This is a genomic window from Aquimarina sp. RZ0, assembly GCF_008370685.1.
Classification (GTDB): Bacteria; Bacteroidota; Bacteroidia; order Flavobacteriales; family Flavobacteriaceae; genus Aquimarina.
In genome coordinates this window covers 1-19476 of record NZ_VTZU01000080.1, presented here as the reverse complement: position 1 = coordinate 19476, position 19476 = coordinate 1, and the positions used below count along the sequence as shown (strand labels likewise).

Annotated in this window: 13 protein-coding genes; 6 read left to right on the top strand and 7 right to left on the bottom strand. The window is 32.5% G+C overall.

The genetic code is table 11. From position 1 onward, the window contains the following. Positions 1–11 precede the first annotated feature (11 nt). The 6 genes from F0000_RS22590 to F0000_RS22565 form a co-directional block, all read right to left on the bottom strand. On the bottom strand, positions 12–1964 hold the full coding sequence (locus F0000_RS22590) for an ATP-binding protein (RefSeq protein WP_149626992.1): 1953 nt from the start codon (positions 1962–1964) through the stop codon (positions 12–14). Between the two features lie 233 nt (positions 1965–2197). Continuing rightward, positions 2198–2641, bottom strand: coding sequence for a hypothetical protein (locus F0000_RS22585; RefSeq protein ID WP_149626991.1), 444 nt, complete (start codon positions 2639–2641; stop codon positions 2198–2200). A 30-nt stretch (positions 2642–2671) separates the two neighbouring features. Continuing rightward, positions 2672–3037: a hypothetical protein gene (locus F0000_RS22580; protein WP_149626990.1), complete on the bottom strand. Its 366-nt coding sequence runs from the start codon at positions 3035–3037 to the stop codon at positions 2672–2674. Positions 3038–3210: 173 nt separating this feature from the next. After that, the gene (locus tag F0000_RS22575) at positions 3211–3420 is read right to left on the bottom strand and encodes a hypothetical protein (RefSeq protein WP_149626989.1); all 210 of its coding nucleotides are present in this window, start codon (positions 3418–3420) and stop codon (positions 3211–3213) included. A gap of 62 nt (positions 3421–3482) precedes the next feature. After that, on the bottom strand, positions 3483–4136 hold the full coding sequence (locus F0000_RS22570) for a hypothetical protein (protein ID WP_149626988.1): 654 nt from the start codon (positions 4134–4136) through the stop codon (positions 3483–3485). 268 nt (positions 4137–4404) lie between these two features. Then, positions 4405–6195 (bottom strand): ricin-type beta-trefoil lectin domain protein, encoded by a 1791-nt coding sequence (locus F0000_RS22565; RefSeq protein WP_149626987.1) that lies wholly within the window; start codon positions 6193–6195, stop codon positions 4405–4407. Between the two features lie 569 nt (positions 6196–6764). Between F0000_RS22565 and F0000_RS22560 the strand changes: the two genes are divergently transcribed. From F0000_RS22560 to F0000_RS22545, 4 genes are all read left to right on the top strand, one after another. Beyond that, positions 6765–10070: an amidohydrolase family protein gene (locus tag F0000_RS22560; RefSeq protein ID WP_149626986.1), complete on the top strand. Its 3306-nt coding sequence runs from the start codon at positions 6765–6767 to the stop codon at positions 10068–10070. A 279-nt stretch (positions 10071–10349) separates the two neighbouring features. After that, complete coding sequence (locus F0000_RS22555; protein WP_149626985.1) at positions 10350–11414, top strand: proline iminopeptidase-family hydrolase; 1065 nt, start codon at positions 10350–10352, stop codon at positions 11412–11414. Between the two features lie 17 nt (positions 11415–11431). After that, on the top strand, positions 11432–11890 hold the full coding sequence (locus F0000_RS22550; RefSeq protein WP_149626984.1) for a DUF3291 domain-containing protein: 459 nt from the start codon (positions 11432–11434) through the stop codon (positions 11888–11890). Beyond that, positions 11887–13296 (top strand): amidohydrolase family protein, encoded by a 1410-nt coding sequence (locus tag F0000_RS22545; protein WP_149626983.1) that lies wholly within the window; start codon positions 11887–11889, stop codon positions 13294–13296. Before F0000_RS22550 ends, F0000_RS22545 begins: the two co-directional genes overlap by 4 nt. A 739-nt stretch (positions 13297–14035) precedes the next feature. Here F0000_RS22545 and F0000_RS22540 read toward each other — a convergent pair. Beyond that, entirely contained in the window at positions 14036–15091 is a 1056-nt protein-coding gene (locus F0000_RS22540) for an ATP-grasp domain-containing protein (RefSeq protein WP_255452855.1), read from the bottom strand. Between the two features lie 920 nt (positions 15092–16011). On the opposite strand from F0000_RS22540, the gene F0000_RS22535 reads away from it, so the two are divergent. Together F0000_RS22535 and F0000_RS22530 are read left to right on the top strand one after the other, a co-directional pair. Continuing rightward, entirely contained in the window at positions 16012–17073 is a 1062-nt protein-coding gene (locus F0000_RS22535) for a hypothetical protein (RefSeq protein ID WP_149626982.1), read from the top strand. Positions 17074–17352: 279 nt separating this feature from the next. Then, entirely contained in the window at positions 17353–19197 is a 1845-nt protein-coding gene (locus F0000_RS22530) for a sulfatase-like hydrolase/transferase (RefSeq protein ID WP_149626981.1), read from the top strand. Positions 19198–19476 lie beyond the last annotated feature (279 nt).

The window sequence follows — 19476 nt, the reverse complement described above, 5'->3', positions numbered from 1 at the left end:
GTTACATTTCTTTAAAAAGATGGAATAACTTCAAAATCTTTATCCATTTCAATCTTAAATAATGTTCCTCTTTTGGGGTGACTATCAATCAGTAATGACCCTGATAGTTTCTCTACCCGGTTTTTAATATTATGAATACCAATTCCTGTGTTTGCTTCTAACAAATCTACAGAAAAGCCTTTGCCGTCATCGTCGAAGGTTAAGTGTAACTTCCCTAAAATACACTCTAATCTTATATCTATTTGCTTTGCTTCAGCATGCTTTAATGTATTGGTAATTAATTCTTGTAATATTACAAAAAGCTCATTCTGAATTACGATATCAATTTCATTAAACACCTCTTCTTCAGAAGACACAAAATTGATCGTCAAATCAGTTACCTCATTAATATTATTGATATACTCTTTTAATATTTCTACATACTCGTTTTTTCTATTCTTTTTAGGAATAGTATTATGAGATATCTCCCGAACTTTTTGATAGGTAATATCAATCAAATTCTGGATTTTTTGGATTTTTAAGGTATCGATTTCTCCGATCAGTAATTTTATTGTTGCCAGATCGTTTCCGATAGAATCATGCAAGCCCTGAGCGATTCGGGTTCGCTCTTTGTCCTGTCCTTCAATTGTTGCCTTTATTAATTTTAATTCCTGCTCTTTCATCAAAGAATTAATTTTTTCTGTAGTTACCTCCTTCTGGGTTTTATTAAGTACTTTTTGTGTTTTTAATTTTTGATAATACCCAAAAGCAAATAATAAAATCAAAAGTATAAGTATTGCAGAAACTGTTACTGTTAAATTGTTGATATAAATTTGTCTTTCTTTATCTTTCTTAAGCTGATAATTTTCTTTTTCTTTTTGTAAAGTCTCAAACTTTATTTCTATTTCATTAATTTCTTTAGACTTTTGAAGCTGGTTGATAGAATCATTAATAATTAAATATTCTTCAGAATATTGTAATGCTTGTTCGAAGCTTCCATTTTGCCTTGCTATCACTTTTAATCTATCATAACAAAAAAGCATCTCAATTAAATTACCTTCTTCTTTTCTTTCGTTTAATAAAACCAAAAGTATTTCCTGCGCCTGATCAAGCTGGTTTCTTTCTAAATAAGCCTCGATCAATTCTTTTTTTGCTTGGTTTTTTAGATGCGAAATTCTCATTTCGTCTCCTCTTTTAACAATTTCCTCAAGCTGAGGAATTATTTCCTTCTTTTCACCTATGTACTTTAAGTTTTTGACAATATTCAGGCGAACAGCCAGATCATAATAAGGGTTTTTATTAATTTTTAAAGCTTTGTAATGGTACTCATTAGATTTTGTATAATTACCCAAGGTTCGATATATTCTACCTAATGACATCATTGAGCCTACCGCTACATCGATATCACTACTTTCAGTTATTTTTTTTAATAGAGTAATTGACTTATCAAATTCTTTATCATAAGAATACAGGTCTCCCAAAAATAGTGTAAAACGATCCCTTTCTTCATATAAACCCCAATTCTCAGCTTTCTCTAATCCTTCAATTGTTATTTTTTTTGCCTTTTTAAAAAGCCCTTTACTCAAAAAAGAATTGGCAAGACTTATATATGCCAAAATATATCGCTTTCTCATAATGGAATCGTGAGAAAATTTATTAAACTCTAATGACTTTTTTGAATAGTATAATGCAGAATCTGATTCTCTGGTCTGTTCTAAAAAATAACATGAAATCAAATGGGTTAATCTTGATTTACTGGCATCTGTTTTTAGCTTTTTTAATAGTTTATGAGATAATTTATAGGATCCTTCTTTATCATTTTCAAGATAAAACAGCGTAACTGCACTGTTTACTGATTTTCGTTCTTTGTCTTCAGCCTGTCTTAACTCATTGATTTGATTCTCAGTAAATCCTTTTTGACATACAACTGTTGTAGTAAATAATACTAAAAGAATACTAAATAAAAGTGACTGGTTAAACCTCATAAATCAAACATATTATTATTCCAAAATTAGCAAATCTTACCTTAAGAATCACGGCAAAAGATAAGTATTATATCGTTTTGATAGATAAGCTACTTAGATTTTTTTTATGGATTGATATCATTTATTTTTTATAACCATGATTATTTTGAGGTTTATTTTTACTAATGAAATAAAAAAGATTGTCTTTTCAGACAACCTTTTTATTTTGAATCACTTGAACTAAGATTCAGTGCTTAGTCTAGTAAAGATTCGAGATATTCATTAGTAACCTCAGGAACTTCAAACTTCTCATTATCTTTTGCAAGATCTTCCAGTTTTTCATTCATATCTAATATGTTTTCATATAATGATTCATACAAAAGATCTGAGATCTTGATTTGTTTTGCAGTCAGTGATGGAGGAGTATATTTACCATTTTCGACCTTGACTGTTTTATAAAATCTATATACAGCAGCTTTTAATTTTGCAATTTCATTATCAGACATAGATTCTATTGGTAATTTACCATTACGCATATCTACATCAATAAACTCATCAGTTTCTACAAATTTTTTAGCACTAATTGAAGATTCTAAAAAGGTAATTTCACGTAGATCAGAACTTACTATATCATTATTGGCACAACTAATGACTAGCAATAGTAATAATGACCAAAAAATAGTTTTTATTTTTTTCATGTTTTTGATTTTTATAATGTTAGCATTAATCTAGAAGCGATCCCAGGAAGCAGTAATCAATACACTAGCAGCATCTGCCGTAGTACTAACATCCCAAGACCAAAAAATTGGTAGACTCCCAAAGATACTATACCTTCTTGTATTTGATTGAAATGGTAATAAAAAAGTGGTCCAAACAGGTGTAAATGGTTTTCTTTCGTTTACTCTTAATGCTACTCCCAAAAAATTGTTGTTTTTTAGAGCAAGATCTGTATTTTGATTTCCTAATACTGATAAATTTACAGAACTATTAGGAGGAGCAATAAGAGAAGTACTCTTGGTCTCTCTCTGTGCCTGTATTGTACTTGTGCTCATTACAAAGGCTAGAAATACGAATATTGAAAATATTGTTTTCATATAATATTTATTTAATGGTTAATAAAAGTAAATATGTATAGTTTACAACTAAATAATCTTCTCATATGAATCTTTTTATATAGCTACTGTTATTCTTTTGTTAGTTATAATTTTGTTTAAATAAACAATGGGTCTTTGTTAGCTATATTTCAGATCATAAAAAATCACTATAGTTAGTTAATCTTAAACGGTAATTGTTTATCTTGAAATAGTTTTCTTAATCTAATTGTTGATGAATCATCTTTTAAGTAAATAATCATGCTACTTTCTTTTTTCAACAATCGCTTGTATAATGCTATTTGCCGTTTAGTAATAGTATCTGATTCTTGAATTTCCATTACTAAGTGAGCCATTTGTGAAGAAGCTTTAGTTGCTCGTTTCATCTGTAATGAGTTACAAGAGGCTAGAGCTACGATGAAAAAAAGGATTATAATTATATTTTTCATTAAAAATCTTCAACTGCAATGAAGCCCGATCCATTACATTTATTAATTCTAGCTCTAAAATAATATTGAAAATCCCTAAGATTCCCACTAATACTTTCCATTGTTACATTAGCAGGAGTTGTATAAATAGTTATATCTCCTACTAAAACAGAAATTAAAGTATTAGAAACACTTGATGACACAACATCTCTTGGGTTTACAATTCTGTAATTAACACTTGATGAAAAACCCCAATTTACCTGTCCTCTAAGAGTAAAACTACCATACCCAGGCTCGATAAATCTAGATGATAAATTTAGATTACCTCTATCACAATCGTTCCTTAAATAAGTTTTATTAGTGTCAATTTCTTCCATCAAGGAAAAATCTAACTTATTTTCTGACATTATTTTTGCCAGTTCGGAATTACTTCGAATACTAATTGTAATTTTATCATCGCTTATTAAGTTTTCATATAATTCTTTTTGTTCTTGAGTAATTTTTTTGGTTTTCTCGATTTCTTCTAATAAATTCAGCAGTTCTTTGGTTTTTTTTTCTGTTACATCGTTTTCTATTTGATTTGATTGATTCTCGGTCTCTATTTGTTCATCATTAGAACAAGAGACACTCATTAAAAAGGACAATACTAGTAAACTTCTAAAAAATAATTTCATTGTGAATATATTTATAAGGTTAATTACCCAAATTTACTAGTTAAAAATACAGTACAGGGAAATTTCCCTATTTAACAATATAACTAAGAATATCCTAAGAAATATCAAAAAAGTAAGACGGTCTTTTTCATAAAATACAATCAGTTATGCTTCTTAATCTGGTCTGGTTTTAAAAGTAATACCCACATATAAAGACCTCATAACAATAAAAGAGGTTGTCTTTTCAGGCAACCTCTCTTAATTATACATTATTTAATAATTTAACAAATCAATTGTCAATAATTATTTTTTCTGTTTTTGCCGTGGTATCTCCAATAAGTTTTACTATATACAATCCATTTTCCAGAGAACTCACGTCAAAATCAATTCCGTTAAATGGTGCTGTAACGATTTGTGCTCCCTTTATATCATATATAGATATGGTTGTAAATTCCTTAGCTCCATTTGTATACAAGGTGTTCCTTACTGGATTAGAGGAAATAACATTTTTACTGATCTCATCTTGTGCTCTTGTACGATCTACAGAAGCAAAATTCCATAGTTGATTTTGATTAGTATTACTACTTGTCCATAGGTATATATTTTGTTCATTGGCACCTCCACTTCTTCCATCAATTGAAAAACCTGGGGCGTTACGCTTTTCTAATCTAAATTTCCCATTGACATTTACCTTTCTCCAATGCTGATTTTGATTATTATCAGAACAACTGTATAATTTCACATTTTGTCCTTTTGCACCACCACTACCTCCATCAATACAGAAGTTTGTGTTCTTCTTCTTATAACTGTAATATCCATTACCACGATTAATTTCTTCCCACTGCTGGTTAACATTAGAAGTATTTCGGCTCCATAAATAAACATTTTGCTGATTTGCGCCTCCATTACCGCCGTCCATTGAAAAACCAGTCGCATTACTTTTGGTCATCACAACAGTATTGCCGTCTGTTGGTGTTCCGCCACCACCACCTGATCCACATTTGACAGCATAAAAAGATCCGCAGGATGGCATACGCCAGTTTGTTTTGTCTGGTTCTCCATAGTTTTTATATGTATACACCACATTTGAACTTGAGAATTCCGTTTTATTTTCTCTATAATCAAATGTTGTATTGTTTACTATAATATTTCTGGGACCGGGCTTATCATGACCATATCGCGCACCTCCGGTTGCAAATACTCCCCAGGTATGCCAGGAAGGTCGAATAATTGAGTTTTGTTCAATCAAATTATGTCCATCATCACCATTATGAAAATTTATATCTACTTCTAACTTGTTTTTAAAGATCACATTGTATGCTGCTCCATTTTGAATAGCAAAATGACGAATCTTCCTTACCGTAGATCCAATCACTAAGTTGTAATCTCCTCGGATATCAAAGTAACCTTCTCCTCCTCCACCTTTGTTATAACAGTTGTCAACAAGTGAATTTCTAAACGTATTGTGCTTCCCGAATATTTCTACGGGATCAGAACCACTATTAATAAAATCCACATTATCCACCCAATTATCATCTCCATCAAGACGAAGTAAGGTATTTTTATTACGCGGGAAATCATTCTGAAAACATTCTCTACAAAATCTACCATCTCTGAAACCAGTTCGATATTCCTTTGGGGGATTAGAAAGTGCTTCATAGACTACACGCATATTCTCCAGACCAGCATTTTTGACACCTCTTCCGAATACTAAAGCACGTCCATTTTTCATCTTCACACTCAGTTTTACTCCATTTTTGCTTTGCCCGCGAAGTACAACACCACTTTTTAGGTTAATTGTTCGATTAATGGTATAGGTACCATTTTTAAGGAGTATGACTCCTGAGCCCCCCCTATTAATAGCATTTTGGATATTAGCTCCAGGATTCAGTCTTTCTTTAATGTTAGAAACAGAAGGAATCCCTCCTCTTCTTCCAGCTTTAGCCCACTCCTTAATTTCTGAATAATTCGAATTGTAACAAGAAGGATTTGGGTTACATCCGCTACCTCCATCTTGTGCCTTCACGCTTACAACAAATGTGAGCAACAAGGCAATGAATGCGATCATTGTGTTTTTCATAATTATATAGTTTGTGTTAAATAAATTAGTTAACACAAAGATAGTTATTCAAGCCACACGCTATCATTCCATATAATGGATTTTAACATAAAAACAACATAAAAAATCAAAGAAATTTTTCCGTTTACGGAATCCCCTTATTGACCTGGATAATAACCCTCAATAAAAAAATTTAGCTCCATATATTTCAGACATTTACTCCTTAATATTTTTAGAATTTCATATAGATCTCTTATACGATTTGTGATTAAAAAATTCGTATAAATTCATTGAATTATTTTTTCTTTATGCAAGGCAAAAAAATCAAGCATAGCTATAGCTACGGTTTATTTTTTAAACGAAGTAGAAAGGAAAAAGAAACGATGAATATGCGAAATTTTTAGTTATAAATCGTATTACACGATATCAATGCTACTTTTTTAAATTAATACATAGTATTTTTTGCTGGGACAAAAACATTTTGTTTTTATAATCAATTCCAAATCAAGATCAGTACTATACTTTTTATGAAACATTTACATATTCGTTACTGATAAATTATTATTTTCGGTTCTCATTAATTACACAATATGCGCAAACACATCATAATTACCTTATTTTTAGGAGTATTACTAGCACTCAATACACAAGCCCAAAAGGATAAAAAAAAGAGTATAGAAGAAAAATGGGATGTTTCTAACCCAAAAGGAGATTTTAATTATAGAGATCACATCTTTACTACTGATGAAGGAACCTGGATGAATCTGGATGTAAGCCCTGATGGAAAAACGATTATTTTTGATATGCTAGGAGATATCTATAGTATTCCGGTTTCTGGAGGAAAGGCTACAGTGCTGCGTGCCGGAATCCCGTTTGAGGTACAACCCCGTTTTAGCCCCGATGGTACAAAAATATCCTTTACCAGTGATGCTGGCGGAGGAGATAATATCTGGATTATGAATAGTGATGGTAGTGACGCCAAACAAATTACCAAAGAAGATTTCAGACTACTCAATAATGCCAGCTGGATGCCCAACGGTAATTACCTGATCGCCAGAAAACATTTCACCTCACAACGCTCTTTGGGAGCAGGAGAAATATGGCAATATCATAGTAGTGGAGGAACTGGAGTACAATTGACCAAAAGGAAAAATGATCAACAAGATGTAAACGAACCTACGATCTCTCCTGATGGTAATTATATGTATTATAGCGAGGATATGTATTCTGGTGGTGCTTTTCAGTACAATAAAGATCCTAATAAGCAGATCTATGCTATCAAAAGATATAATTTTGAGACCGGAAAAACAATCACAATAACCGGAGGTCCCGGTGGAGCAGCAAGACCTCAAATATCAAGGGATGGTAAAAAATTGGCCTTTATAAAAAGAGTTCGCACCAAAACTGTTTTATATATTCATGATCTTGAAACAGGACAAGAATGGCCAATCTATGATCAACTGAATAAAGATCAACAAGAAGCCTGGGCTATTTTTGGTGTCTATCCTAATTATAACTGGATGCCTGACGACAAAGAAATTGTATTCTGGTCTGCTGGAAAAATACATAAAATTAATATTGAGAATGCTCAACTAACCCATATTCCTTTTACGGTCAATGCCAATATCAAAATAGCAGAAACAGTACATTTTGATTCACCTGTATCTCCAAAAGAGTTTACGTCTAAGGTAATAAGACAGGCCGTGACATCTCCCGACGGGAAAACTATAGTATTCAGTGCTCTGGGACATATCTGGAGCAAAAAACTTCCCAAAGGAAGACCTCAACGCTTAACAACACAAACTTCTGATTTTGAATTTGAACCTAATTTTTCTCCAGATGGTCAGCATATCGTATATGTTACCTGGAACGATGAACGCTTGGGTGCAATATGTAAAACCCCTGTTTCTGGAGGAACACCAACCAAACTGACATCCGAGAAAGGAATTTATAGAACTCCTACCTATAATCAATCTAACAATCTGATAGTCTATAGAAAAGAAGGTGGAAATAGTGATCAGGGAAGAAGTTTTGGTAAAAACACCGGAATATATACGATGACAACTTCTGGAGCTAATGTAAAACTAATTTCCAAAGAAGGTGAATATCCGACATTTACGAAAAATGGAAAACGTATTTTTTACCAAACCGGAGGGACTTATTTTGGGAATCTAACTAAAGAATTAAACTCTGTTGACCTTAACGGAAAAGACAAAAAAATTCACGTAAAATCCAAATATGCAAATCGATTAGTTCCTAGCCCTGATAATCAATGGATCGCCTTTACACAGTTACATAAGGCATATATCGCGCCATTATTACTAAATGGTAAGGAAATTGATTTAGATAATAAATCCACCGCTGTGCCTGTTTCGCAGATTTCTAAGGATGCAGGAATCAATCTACACTGGTCAAAAGATAGTAAGAAGGTATTCTGGACATTGGGAAATGAATATTTCTCTAACAATATCAAAGACCGATTCACATTTCTTGCTGACTCTACAGCAGAAGTTAGTAAAATCAGTACTCAAGGAGTCAAAATTAACCTAACAACCAAAACGGATATTCCATCTGGTAAAATTGCTTTTACCAATGCGCATATCATTACTATGGAAGCCGATCATGTAATCAAAAATGGAACTATTATCATCCAAGGGAATACTATTGAAAAAATCGGAAAATCATCAGAGATTACAATTCCTGATGATGCAAAAGTATTTGATATCAACGGTAAAACTATTATGCCAGGTATCGTAGATGCACATGCGCATGTGGGTGCTTTTCGATATGGATTGAATACACAAAAGCACTGGCAATTGTATGCAAATCTTGCCTTTGGAGTTACAACTGTACACGACCCTTCTGCTAATACTGAGACTGTATTTAGCTTATCAGAACTAATTAAAAGTGGGAAAATGGTAGGACCTCGTCTCTACTCTACAGGTTTTATTCTGTATGGTGCTGATGGAGATTTTAAAGCTGTTATCAATAACCTGGAGGATGCCAGATCTTCTATTCGCAGAACAAAGGCTTTTGGTGCAAAATCTGTAAAAAGTTACAATCAGCCACGTAGAGATCAACGGCAACAAGTAATGCAGGCTGCTCGTGAATTAGAAATTAATGTGGTTCCCGAAGGAGGTTCTACTTTTTATCACAATATGTCTATGATTATGGATGGGCATACCGGTATAGAACATAATATTCCTGTGGCTCCGGTATATAAAGATGTTAATGAATTATGGAAAACAAGTAATACAGGATATACGCCCACTCTAATTGTTAACTATGGTGGTATGAATGGGGAATATTATTTCTACCAGAAAGATAACGTTTGGGAACATGAGAAATTACTTAAATATACTCCCCGATCTATTGTCGATGCCAGATCAAGACATAGAACTATGGTCCCAGATGAAGAGTATGAAAACGGACATATTCTGGTTTCCAAAACAGTAACCTCATTGGCTAATCAAGGTGTAAAAGTCAACCTTGGAGCGCACGGTCAGTTACAAGGATTAGGTGCGCATTGGGAGTTATGGATGCTCAAACAAGGCGGAATGACTAACATGCAGGCACTACAGGCAGCAACAATTAATGGAGCTACTTATATTGGTGCAGGAAATGATATTGGCTCTCTTAAAGAAGGAAAGCTGGCTGACCTGATTGTACTAGACAAAAATCCCTTAGAAAATATCAGACATACAGAAACTGTAAGATACACCATGGTGAATGGCAGACTTTATGACACAAATACTATGAATGAAATCGGTAATACCAAAAATGAAAGAACCAAATTTTGGTGGGAACAAACCAAATCTAATACCGCGTTCCCATGGCATGAAGAATCGCAGAGTTTTACTAAACCAGGCTGTGGATGTCACATTGGACATAATTAACAGGAATTGAACTCGTCTTGACTTTTAATTTTTCAGGAAATATAAAAAGTAAAGATGAGTTTATCAAATAGCAGCAGTGAACGCTTGATTAAAAGAATATAATACAATAGAATACTAAGCTTTTGTTAGAGAATTGGATAAGGGTATAAACCAAAATAGTGTGTACTTATGTTTTCTTAATACGTCTATAATCAACAACTTAGTTAGACTCCAGAAAAAACGTTTAGTGAAGAGAGTCAAATCTTATATAGTTTGAAAGATAAATTTAAAACTCGTATCATGAGGAATTCAAAATATTTAGTATTCATTTTTGTATTAATAGGATTGCAAAGTTGCACAAACTCTAAAACTGAAGAAAAGGTTTTGGTCGAAAAACCACAAAAAGAAAACAACTATTTTGATTTTACTAATCGGGATGATCAATTTATGGGAGGTATCAAAATGATACCCGTTACCACACCAAAAGGTGAATTTAAAGTCTGGACAAAAAGAATTGGCAACAACCCTAATATCAAAGTATTATTACTTCATGGCGGACCAGGCATGACGCATGAGATATATGAATGTTTTGATGGATTCTTCCCTAAGGAAGGGATTGAATATTATTACTATGACCAATTAGGGTCTTATTATAGCGATCAACCGAAGGATAAAAGTCTTTGGGATTTGGATCGATTTGTAGAAGAGGTAGAACAGGTTCGGATCGCATTAGGCTTGCACAAAGATAATTTTTATTTATACGGTCAATCCTGGGGAGGAATCCTCGGAATGCAATATGCGCTGAAATATCAAAAAAACTTAAAAGGATTGATAATCTCTAATATGGTTGCATCCATACCAGAATATCAAAAATACTCTGAAGAAGTATTGGCACCTAAGTTAGACCCTGAAGTATTAAAAGAGATTATGGATTATGAAGAAAAAGAAGAATACACCAATGAGCGGTATCTAGATTTGATTGTTCAGCATTATTATACAAAACATATAATAAGAATGCCTGTTGACCAATGGCCAGAACCCGTAAGCAGATCTTTTAAACACCTCAACCCTGATGTCTATGTAACAATGCAAGGACCTAGTGAGTTTGGCATCAAGGGAGATGCTACTTTAAAAAATTGGGATGTAAAAGATCAATTGTCCAAAATTACAGTCCCTACGCTAGCCATTGGAGCAACCCACGATACCATGGATCCTGCGGCAATGGAATGGGTTGCCAGTGAGGTGCAACGCGGTCGTTACTTACATTGCCCCAATGGAAGTCATTTATCTCAATTTGATGACCAAAAAAACTTTTTCAAAGGGCTAGTCACTTTTATTAAAGACGTTGATAACAAAACTTTTTAAAACTAAATAAATACTATATGCAACTAGCTCAGATAAATATTGCTGAAATGTTGGCTCCAATAGACGATCCGATTATGAAAGATTTTGTAGATAATCTTGATCGGATTAACGAATTAGCAGAACAAAGCCAGGGTTTTGTGTGGAGGCTCAAAGAAGAAGAAGGTAATGCTACAGCAATTACTATTTTTGACAATCTTTTTTTAATTATCAATATGTCAGTTTGGGAAAATATAGAAACTTTGTTTGATTTTGTTTATAAGACTGCCCATGCAGATATATTGAAACGTAAAAAAGAATGGTTTCATAAAATGCCTAAGATGCACATGGCATTCTGGTATATAGAAAATGGTCATATCCCCACCCCAGATGAAGCAAAAGAGCGTCTATATTATTTACAAGAACATGGTGAGACTCCATATGCTTTTTCTTTTAAAAATAAGTTTACCATAGAAGATGCTGTAAATTTTAGAAAATGAAAAAAAATCTATTCATCTTATCGACCTTGATAATTCTTTTTGGTTGTATGAATGACAGGAAAGAGATTTATCAGACTGTAATCTCTGATATTAATGTGATCAACGTTGCTGATGGATCTGTAGACGTTCAAACTGTTTTTATCAAAAATGGTATTATCTCTAAAATTGATACGATAGACACTCCAGGATTATACATTACTGATAGCAAAATAGATGGATCAGGGAAATATTTACTTCCTGGATTTTGGGATAACCATGTGCATTTTAGAGGTGGAGATTCTTTGGTCGAAGAAAATAAAAACCTATTACCTCTATTTATTGCTAATGGCATTACAACAGTGCGGGACGCAGGAGGAGATTTGACCGAAAATATACTTAGATGGAAAAAACAAATCAATAGTAATGCAATAGTAGGTCCTACTATTTATACTTCTGGTCCCAAATTAGATGGAGCCAATGCAACCTGGGCAGGTTCATTAGTTGTAGAATCTTATGATGATGTTACAAAAGCTCTCGATTCTTTAGAAAAAATACCTGTTGATTTTGTAAAAATTTATGACAGCAAAATTTCCAGAGATCATTATTTAGAAATACTAAAGCAGGTTTCTGATAGAAAAATGATTTCCTCCGGTCATATGCCTTTTACCGTGGAACTTAAGGAAACGATAAATTCGGGAATAGGAGCCATAGAACATTTATATTATATTCTTAAAGGCTGTTCTGCTAAAGAAACCGAAATTACTCAGGCTATTATTAACAAAGAACTTAGTTTCTGGAACGCTATGGATGATTTAATTGTAAGCTATTCGGATGCTACTGCACAAAAAACTTTTCGCTTACTAAAAGAGAAAAACACGTATGTGGTTCCTACATTGCATATAGGTGATATTTTGAGCTACCTGGATGAAGATGATCATACAAACGATCCTTATCTAGAAATTATCGGAAAAGGAATTATAAAAACATATGATGGGCGTATTAAGCGAGCACTCAATACCTCTGATGATGCTAAAAAGTCTCGAAAAGAGTTAAATGCTTTTTTTAAAGACTTGACCAAATTATTACAAGATGCCGGGGTTAAACTTTTGGCAGGATCTGATTGTGGTGCATATAATTCTTATACATATCCTGGGGTTTCATTACATAAAGAATTAGAAGCGATGGTAAATGCAGGATTATCACCAATAGAAGCAATACAAAACTCTTCATATAATGGATCAAAATTTCTGAAAAAAGATACAATTTCTGGCACTATAGAAATCGGTAAAGTTTCAGACTTGATAATCTTATATAGTAATCCATTACAAAACATCAAAAACACTCGCGATATTCATCGGGTAATCAAAGGAACTAAAATCTATGACCCCAAAGAAATTATAAAACAGATAGGCAAATCAAAACTTTAATTGCTTTACTTTCCTTATCATACGATTTGTGATTAAAAAATTCGTATAAATTCATTGAATTATTTTTTCTTTATGCAAGGCAAAAAAATCAAGCATAGCTATAGTTACGGTTTATTTTTTAAACGAAGTAGAAAGGAAAAAGAAACGATGAATATGCGAAATTTTTAGTTATAAATCGTATCATAAATATTTTATATCATTTCTGGTTTTAAGTCTATCAAAATAAGATAGTATCAACCCGAGTTTAATTAATCCCAGGCGCATCAGTTTAGATGAGATTCTGATAAGAATTTTGTGTCAAAAATAAACATTCTCTCAACTCATCTCGAGTAGTGATTTTCAACCGAAAAGTTTGGCTTTTTTACTACAATGAAATGAGTTCTTTTTCAGCATAGCCATCGCTACAGTTAAAAAAACCAACAAAATTAGCGCACAAAATGTAAAGTTTGTTGGTCAAAGCAGTACTCAAGATGAGTTCTCTGTTTAAAAACCTATTTTTGACACACTTTATTCCTTCGTCAAAGCACTAATTGATGGTTTTTTAATTTTTTACATTCATAATTGAACTAATACGATTTACGGATGAGAATTTCGTAAAAATAATGGCAAGGATTTTTCGCTAGATTGATGAATCAAATTAAAGAATAGCCATAGCTATTGTTTCATTTTATGAAGAAAATATAGTAGAAAAAGAATGTCATTAGATGCGAAATTTTTATTCGTAAATCGTATAAATCCATCAATTAGGAAACCTCCAGGTTTGTTTAAGCATATTCTTTAATAAATCAATATAATCCCAACCCATTTTTCTAGAAGCCAACAAGGTTAGACTATCCTGATTACTTCTCTGTGGTCTTGATGGTCCAGTCATATTAGGTTTCATATTTAGGTCGAATAGGTAATACATACCTTTTTCATCAGCACGGCAATCTATTCGTATAGGTGCCTTAATATTTAATAACATACCCGCTTTTTCGCATTGGTAACAAACTTTACGTATACTTTTAGACTGTAGTTCACTATCGGCAACTACAGAACTATTCTTCATTACTGCTACAATACCATTATATGGAGCGATTCCATTTTTATGATTCGTTCTTTTTACAGCAGGAAGACTCCATGGCTTATCGTATTTAATTTCTTGATTATTAACCTTATAACTCCCCGAAGGCATAATCGTAATTGTTAATTCCTGTCCACTTAAAAACTTTTCTACATATACTGAGTTACCATATGCCTTATCAGAAAATAAGATTTCTAATGTTTTATCTAATTCTTTTCTATTCTTAACTAAAAAAACACCTTGACTTCCCCTTCCTCTTATCGGTTTAATAACCATCGGAAAATCAATAGTAAGTATATAATTTTTTTTATTGTCTATTGAAATTTTTTCTGTTTCAGGAATAGGAATATCGTGCTTCCTTAAAAATTCATTCGTAAAAAACTTATCATCATAAACATCTACCTGACTTGGCATTTGACCTACAAATTCAATATTTCGGTTATAAAAACTTTCTATATCATGATTTTTGTGCAAAACGGTATTTAACCAAAAAGTATTTGCTCCTTTGTTTAGTGCATCCTGAATGCCCTTTTTTGTATCCGGGAACACCCAATCCAGATCATTTTCTATCGTCGGATTATTGACAGGAGTTACAACGTTTATCCCGTTTTTCTCAAGTTCGCAAGCGATATCTGCGCCGCTATCAGCATATCCTCCTGGTTTCATTGGTTTTTGAATACCATTCTTGATAGGAGGAAGCTTGGCTTGATATAAAATTGCTATTTTCTGCACCGTTTTTATCTTAACTTTTTTATTAGCAAACTACCTCGGGGCAAGTCCACGAGGTAGTTATTGAAAAAACATTTTGATTTCGAGGCAAGCCTCGGAGCATTTAAATCTCGATTATCGGGTACAGTGATTTAAACTCTTTTCAATTCACAATAAAATGTTCTTTTTGAGTCAATTTTCTGCTTTTTCTTACTTCGAACCTTGCTATGAAGTACAAAAAACACTTCTGTCTGTAAATCCCTAATTGAGTTTAATATAAGCATGTTACAGGATTCATTTCCAAAATATTAAAACTACAAAAAAATAGCAGATTACGGAAATCCTATACCAGCCTTAGAGTATGTTTAAAAAGAATACAAATTGAAAATCAATAGTTTGAGATTCTGAGTACACTTCAAATTATGAGTATATCCAGATATTTACATTATTTGAAGTAGCCTCACGGTTCTTAAAATATTTATTTTCAAGAAGTAAGGTTTTTAAACAAGCTCTTAGATGAAATCACCGTAAACTGAATCAGATCATCTCTTAATTCAAACGAGAAAGAAAATTCATACATAGCAGTATGATAGCGCTAGTGATGTTTTTTATTTCGACCTGTGGAATAAAAACAATGATTTCAGCAGATAATTTCACTTGAACATTGAATTACAAACATTTAATGAAGTAATCTTTGCTATCAAGAAAACTTACTTAATTTCATTTTACATAAATTGTTTCATTAAAAAATCTATTAAATGCATCATTTATTTGATAAAATGCTTATTTTTTATATATTTGAAATAAAAAAGTAAGATTTATAATATTTTTGTAAGAATAAATGCATTTAAACGAAAATAAACTATTTTAATCTAAGTAATATTTGGTTGCCTTCACAGCTTCTGGAAACACTTTAAAATAATATTTTCCTAAAAAAAATATCAATGAAAATAAAACTACTCCTTTCCTTCGTAATCTGTATGCATTTTAGTGGTGTTTCTCAGATTTCTATCGGTTCTAGTAATAAAGAACAACTGACGAATTTTGACAAAGAAATATTGGCAAAGTTTAAGAATACTAAAACTATATTTTTATTATCTGATGTTTTTGACAAAAATATGTATCAATCTATCCTTAAAGATTCCTGGACTGTCACTGATTATGAATTGATATCTTACAAAGATTTTAAGATCGAAGATTATCTCAGTGATGCCTATTCAATTGCACAGATTTCTGGGTTGGATAAAACCAGAAATACCAACCCCAAGGGTGCTAGTACAGGATTGTTTACTTTTATAGATTTTAGAATATATGATCATCAATCGATCAAAAAAGATCTAGCCAAATTATCCCCTAAGAAGAAAGCAAAAAACAAGCATCATATTATAGCAAAATATTCTCATCAAGTGGCTCGTTTCTATTTATACCCAAATGATCAGCTTATTGAAGCTACACGGCATAAGGGAGTTCAAACCGTTGTTAATTCTATGTTTTCAGAAAACGTATTTTTGAATTATACTCCTGGTTTACTAAAAAACTATTTTCAGAAAATCAATACTACCATCGCATCCGAAAAAGGATATGCAATGTATACAAATGATCACCTACCTGCAATACAAAAACTAGCGATTGAGAAACTATACATTCCGGAGTATTCATCTATCACATATAATGGCAGGAAAGGAAAAGATAATAAACCTAATCATACAAGTATCCAAAACCTTTTTAAGAATTATGAATTTATGTATGAAATAGTATCTGATTCGGATTTAAGTGATCGAATTATGCACCATGAAGAATTCTATTATTTGAGATATGTAAGAGTTAATGGAGAACGATTTGTACAAGTAGTAAATAGCGCATCTGGTGAAGTGATTTACAGAAATCACTTAAAAGGGTTATCATATAAGATAAAACCAAAACTGGTTATTGATCTCAATGAAAAAATAAAAAAGTCCGGAACAACACACCAGAAAAAAGAAGAAGCGATTGTTAGCACTCAATAAAAACTGATTGTTTTTATCATAAAATAAGTACGCTTTAATTAGTAATAAGACTACAAAAAACCAAAGCACCATCTTAATCTTAGATGGTGCTTTTTTGGATCAATACATAATACATATACTACTAGTTCATACTTGATTACACTCTATAAAGGAGTTGAAAATCAATATATAATTGATCTAATCATCTTATATTTACCTAAATTGATATTTTAATATATTGTTTTAGAACAAATTGTTATGCTATTAATGTACAATTATACATCACATAAGAGACACATCATGAAAAAAGGCTGTAGCTTCATTTTATATTTTATTTCCATATTTATAACAAATGCTCAGGATCAACCAAATATCTTATGGATCATTACTGATGATCACAGACCGGATGCTCTCGAGTGCTATAATAAAATAACGACTGGAAAAAAGGAAAGTGCACTAGGTTATGTAATGTCTCCAAACATAAATAAGCTTGCTGCAAAGGGTACTTTCTTTGTCAATGCATATTCTAACTCCCCTATGTGTACTCCCTCTAGAAGTTCTATGATGACGGGTAGATATCCGTTCCGATCCGGGCATTATAAATTTTATTCTCATCAAGAAGCCGATTTTGTAAAACCTATGGTCTCTCAAATATTAAAATCCAAAGGATATGGTACTGCAGTTTTTGGAAAAACAGGTTGGGGTATTTATAAACACCGAGATACAAAGAAAAATAGTTATACCGATTTTTTTGATTACAATATGCATTTTAAAAGAGATTTGCAAGGAAATGGTATTGGAGATATTTTTTATGCTGATGCCAAAGTTGAGTTTATCGATGGAATATTCAGTCCTATAAAAACTGTCGAAAAGATAATTTATCCGGATGGTTCCATAAAGACTTATCATACGCAGCTCAGGGATGAAAAAATGCCAGAAGTCGACAAAAAAACAATGAATGCTGTTGACAAAGAGTTTGATATTTTACGTAGTTATACTCGCCTTAATAAAGGATTAATTATCGGTGGTGTAAATCCTCAAAAAGCAGGAAACACAGTAGATGGAGCAATTGTCAAAGAGTATAAAAGTTTCCTTACTCACTCTGATAAAAAGTATAAAACACTTTGGGGTAAAGAAGTAAAAGGTGCAATCACAAAAAAACCATTATTTGTAAATCTGGGATTTCACCTACCGCATACTCCTGTGTTACCACCAAAGAAATATCGAGACATCTTCAAAGATAAGCAGTACAAAATTCCAGAGTTCGGTACCGATGAATTATCAAATTTCCCTCCGCAATTAGTTACACTATATAATGAATGTAAAACGGATCAATTAACGAATAAAGAGAAGCTACAAGCCATACGGGATTACTACGCCTTTTGTGCATACGGCGATGCCCTAATCGGAGAGGCTGTCGACAGCTTTGCATCGTATTGCAAAGCGAATAATCAGGAATATTTGATCATATTTACTATTGGTGACCATGGTTGGCATCTGGGAGAACAAGGTATCATGGCCAAATTTGGTCCGTGGAAACAATCGGTACAAAATGCAGCCATTGTAATTTCATCTGATAAAAACAAATTTCCTCCCGGAAAAGTAGTTAGGGATATTGTAGAATTTGTAGACTTTACTCCTACTATATTATCTAGTGCTGGCATTGATATAAATGCTAAAGAATACGACTATCTGGATGGATATAATTTAACCGAAGTAGTAAACGGTTCAAAACCAAGTCGTGAATATGCTATTGGAGAGGTAAATGTTGTTTGTGGGCATAGAGCATATATGCGCACTCAGGATTTTGCTTTTTCTATGCGTACGCGTGATAAATGGGATGTCTCCAAAGCTCCATATTTAAATGATAATATTACCTGGGCTCTGACGTGTGACAGACCCAAAGCGGATATGGCATTGTATGACTTACGTAAAGATCCTTTAGAAAAAAATAATATTGCTAATGACAAAGCCTATGTACAATTAGCAGATTGGTTCAGAACAAAACTGGGAAATATTGTTTTGGGTGATGGGCGTGTAGAATGCGACTGGACAAAATCGAATAGCTACAACATTAGTAATTTTGCAGGTGGAGCTGATACTAAAGTTTTAGATATTCCCAAAAATATAATTCCTTCACTCTAAAATAAATACAACAATCTCATAAATAACAAACAAGTCATTATGTAATGATTCTTAAAAAGAAACCACTAAAAATGGATCAAATCAGTAACTTTATCAAGAAAACAGTTTCTTTTTACTTTGACCCGTTGCTATTTAAGCGTTTTATAGGACAAAAGTAATACGATTTGTGATTAAAAAATTCGTATAAATTCATTGAATTATTTTTTCTTTATGCAAGGCAAAAAAATCAAGCATAGCTATAGCTACGGTTTATTTTTTAAACGAAGTAGAAAGGAAAAA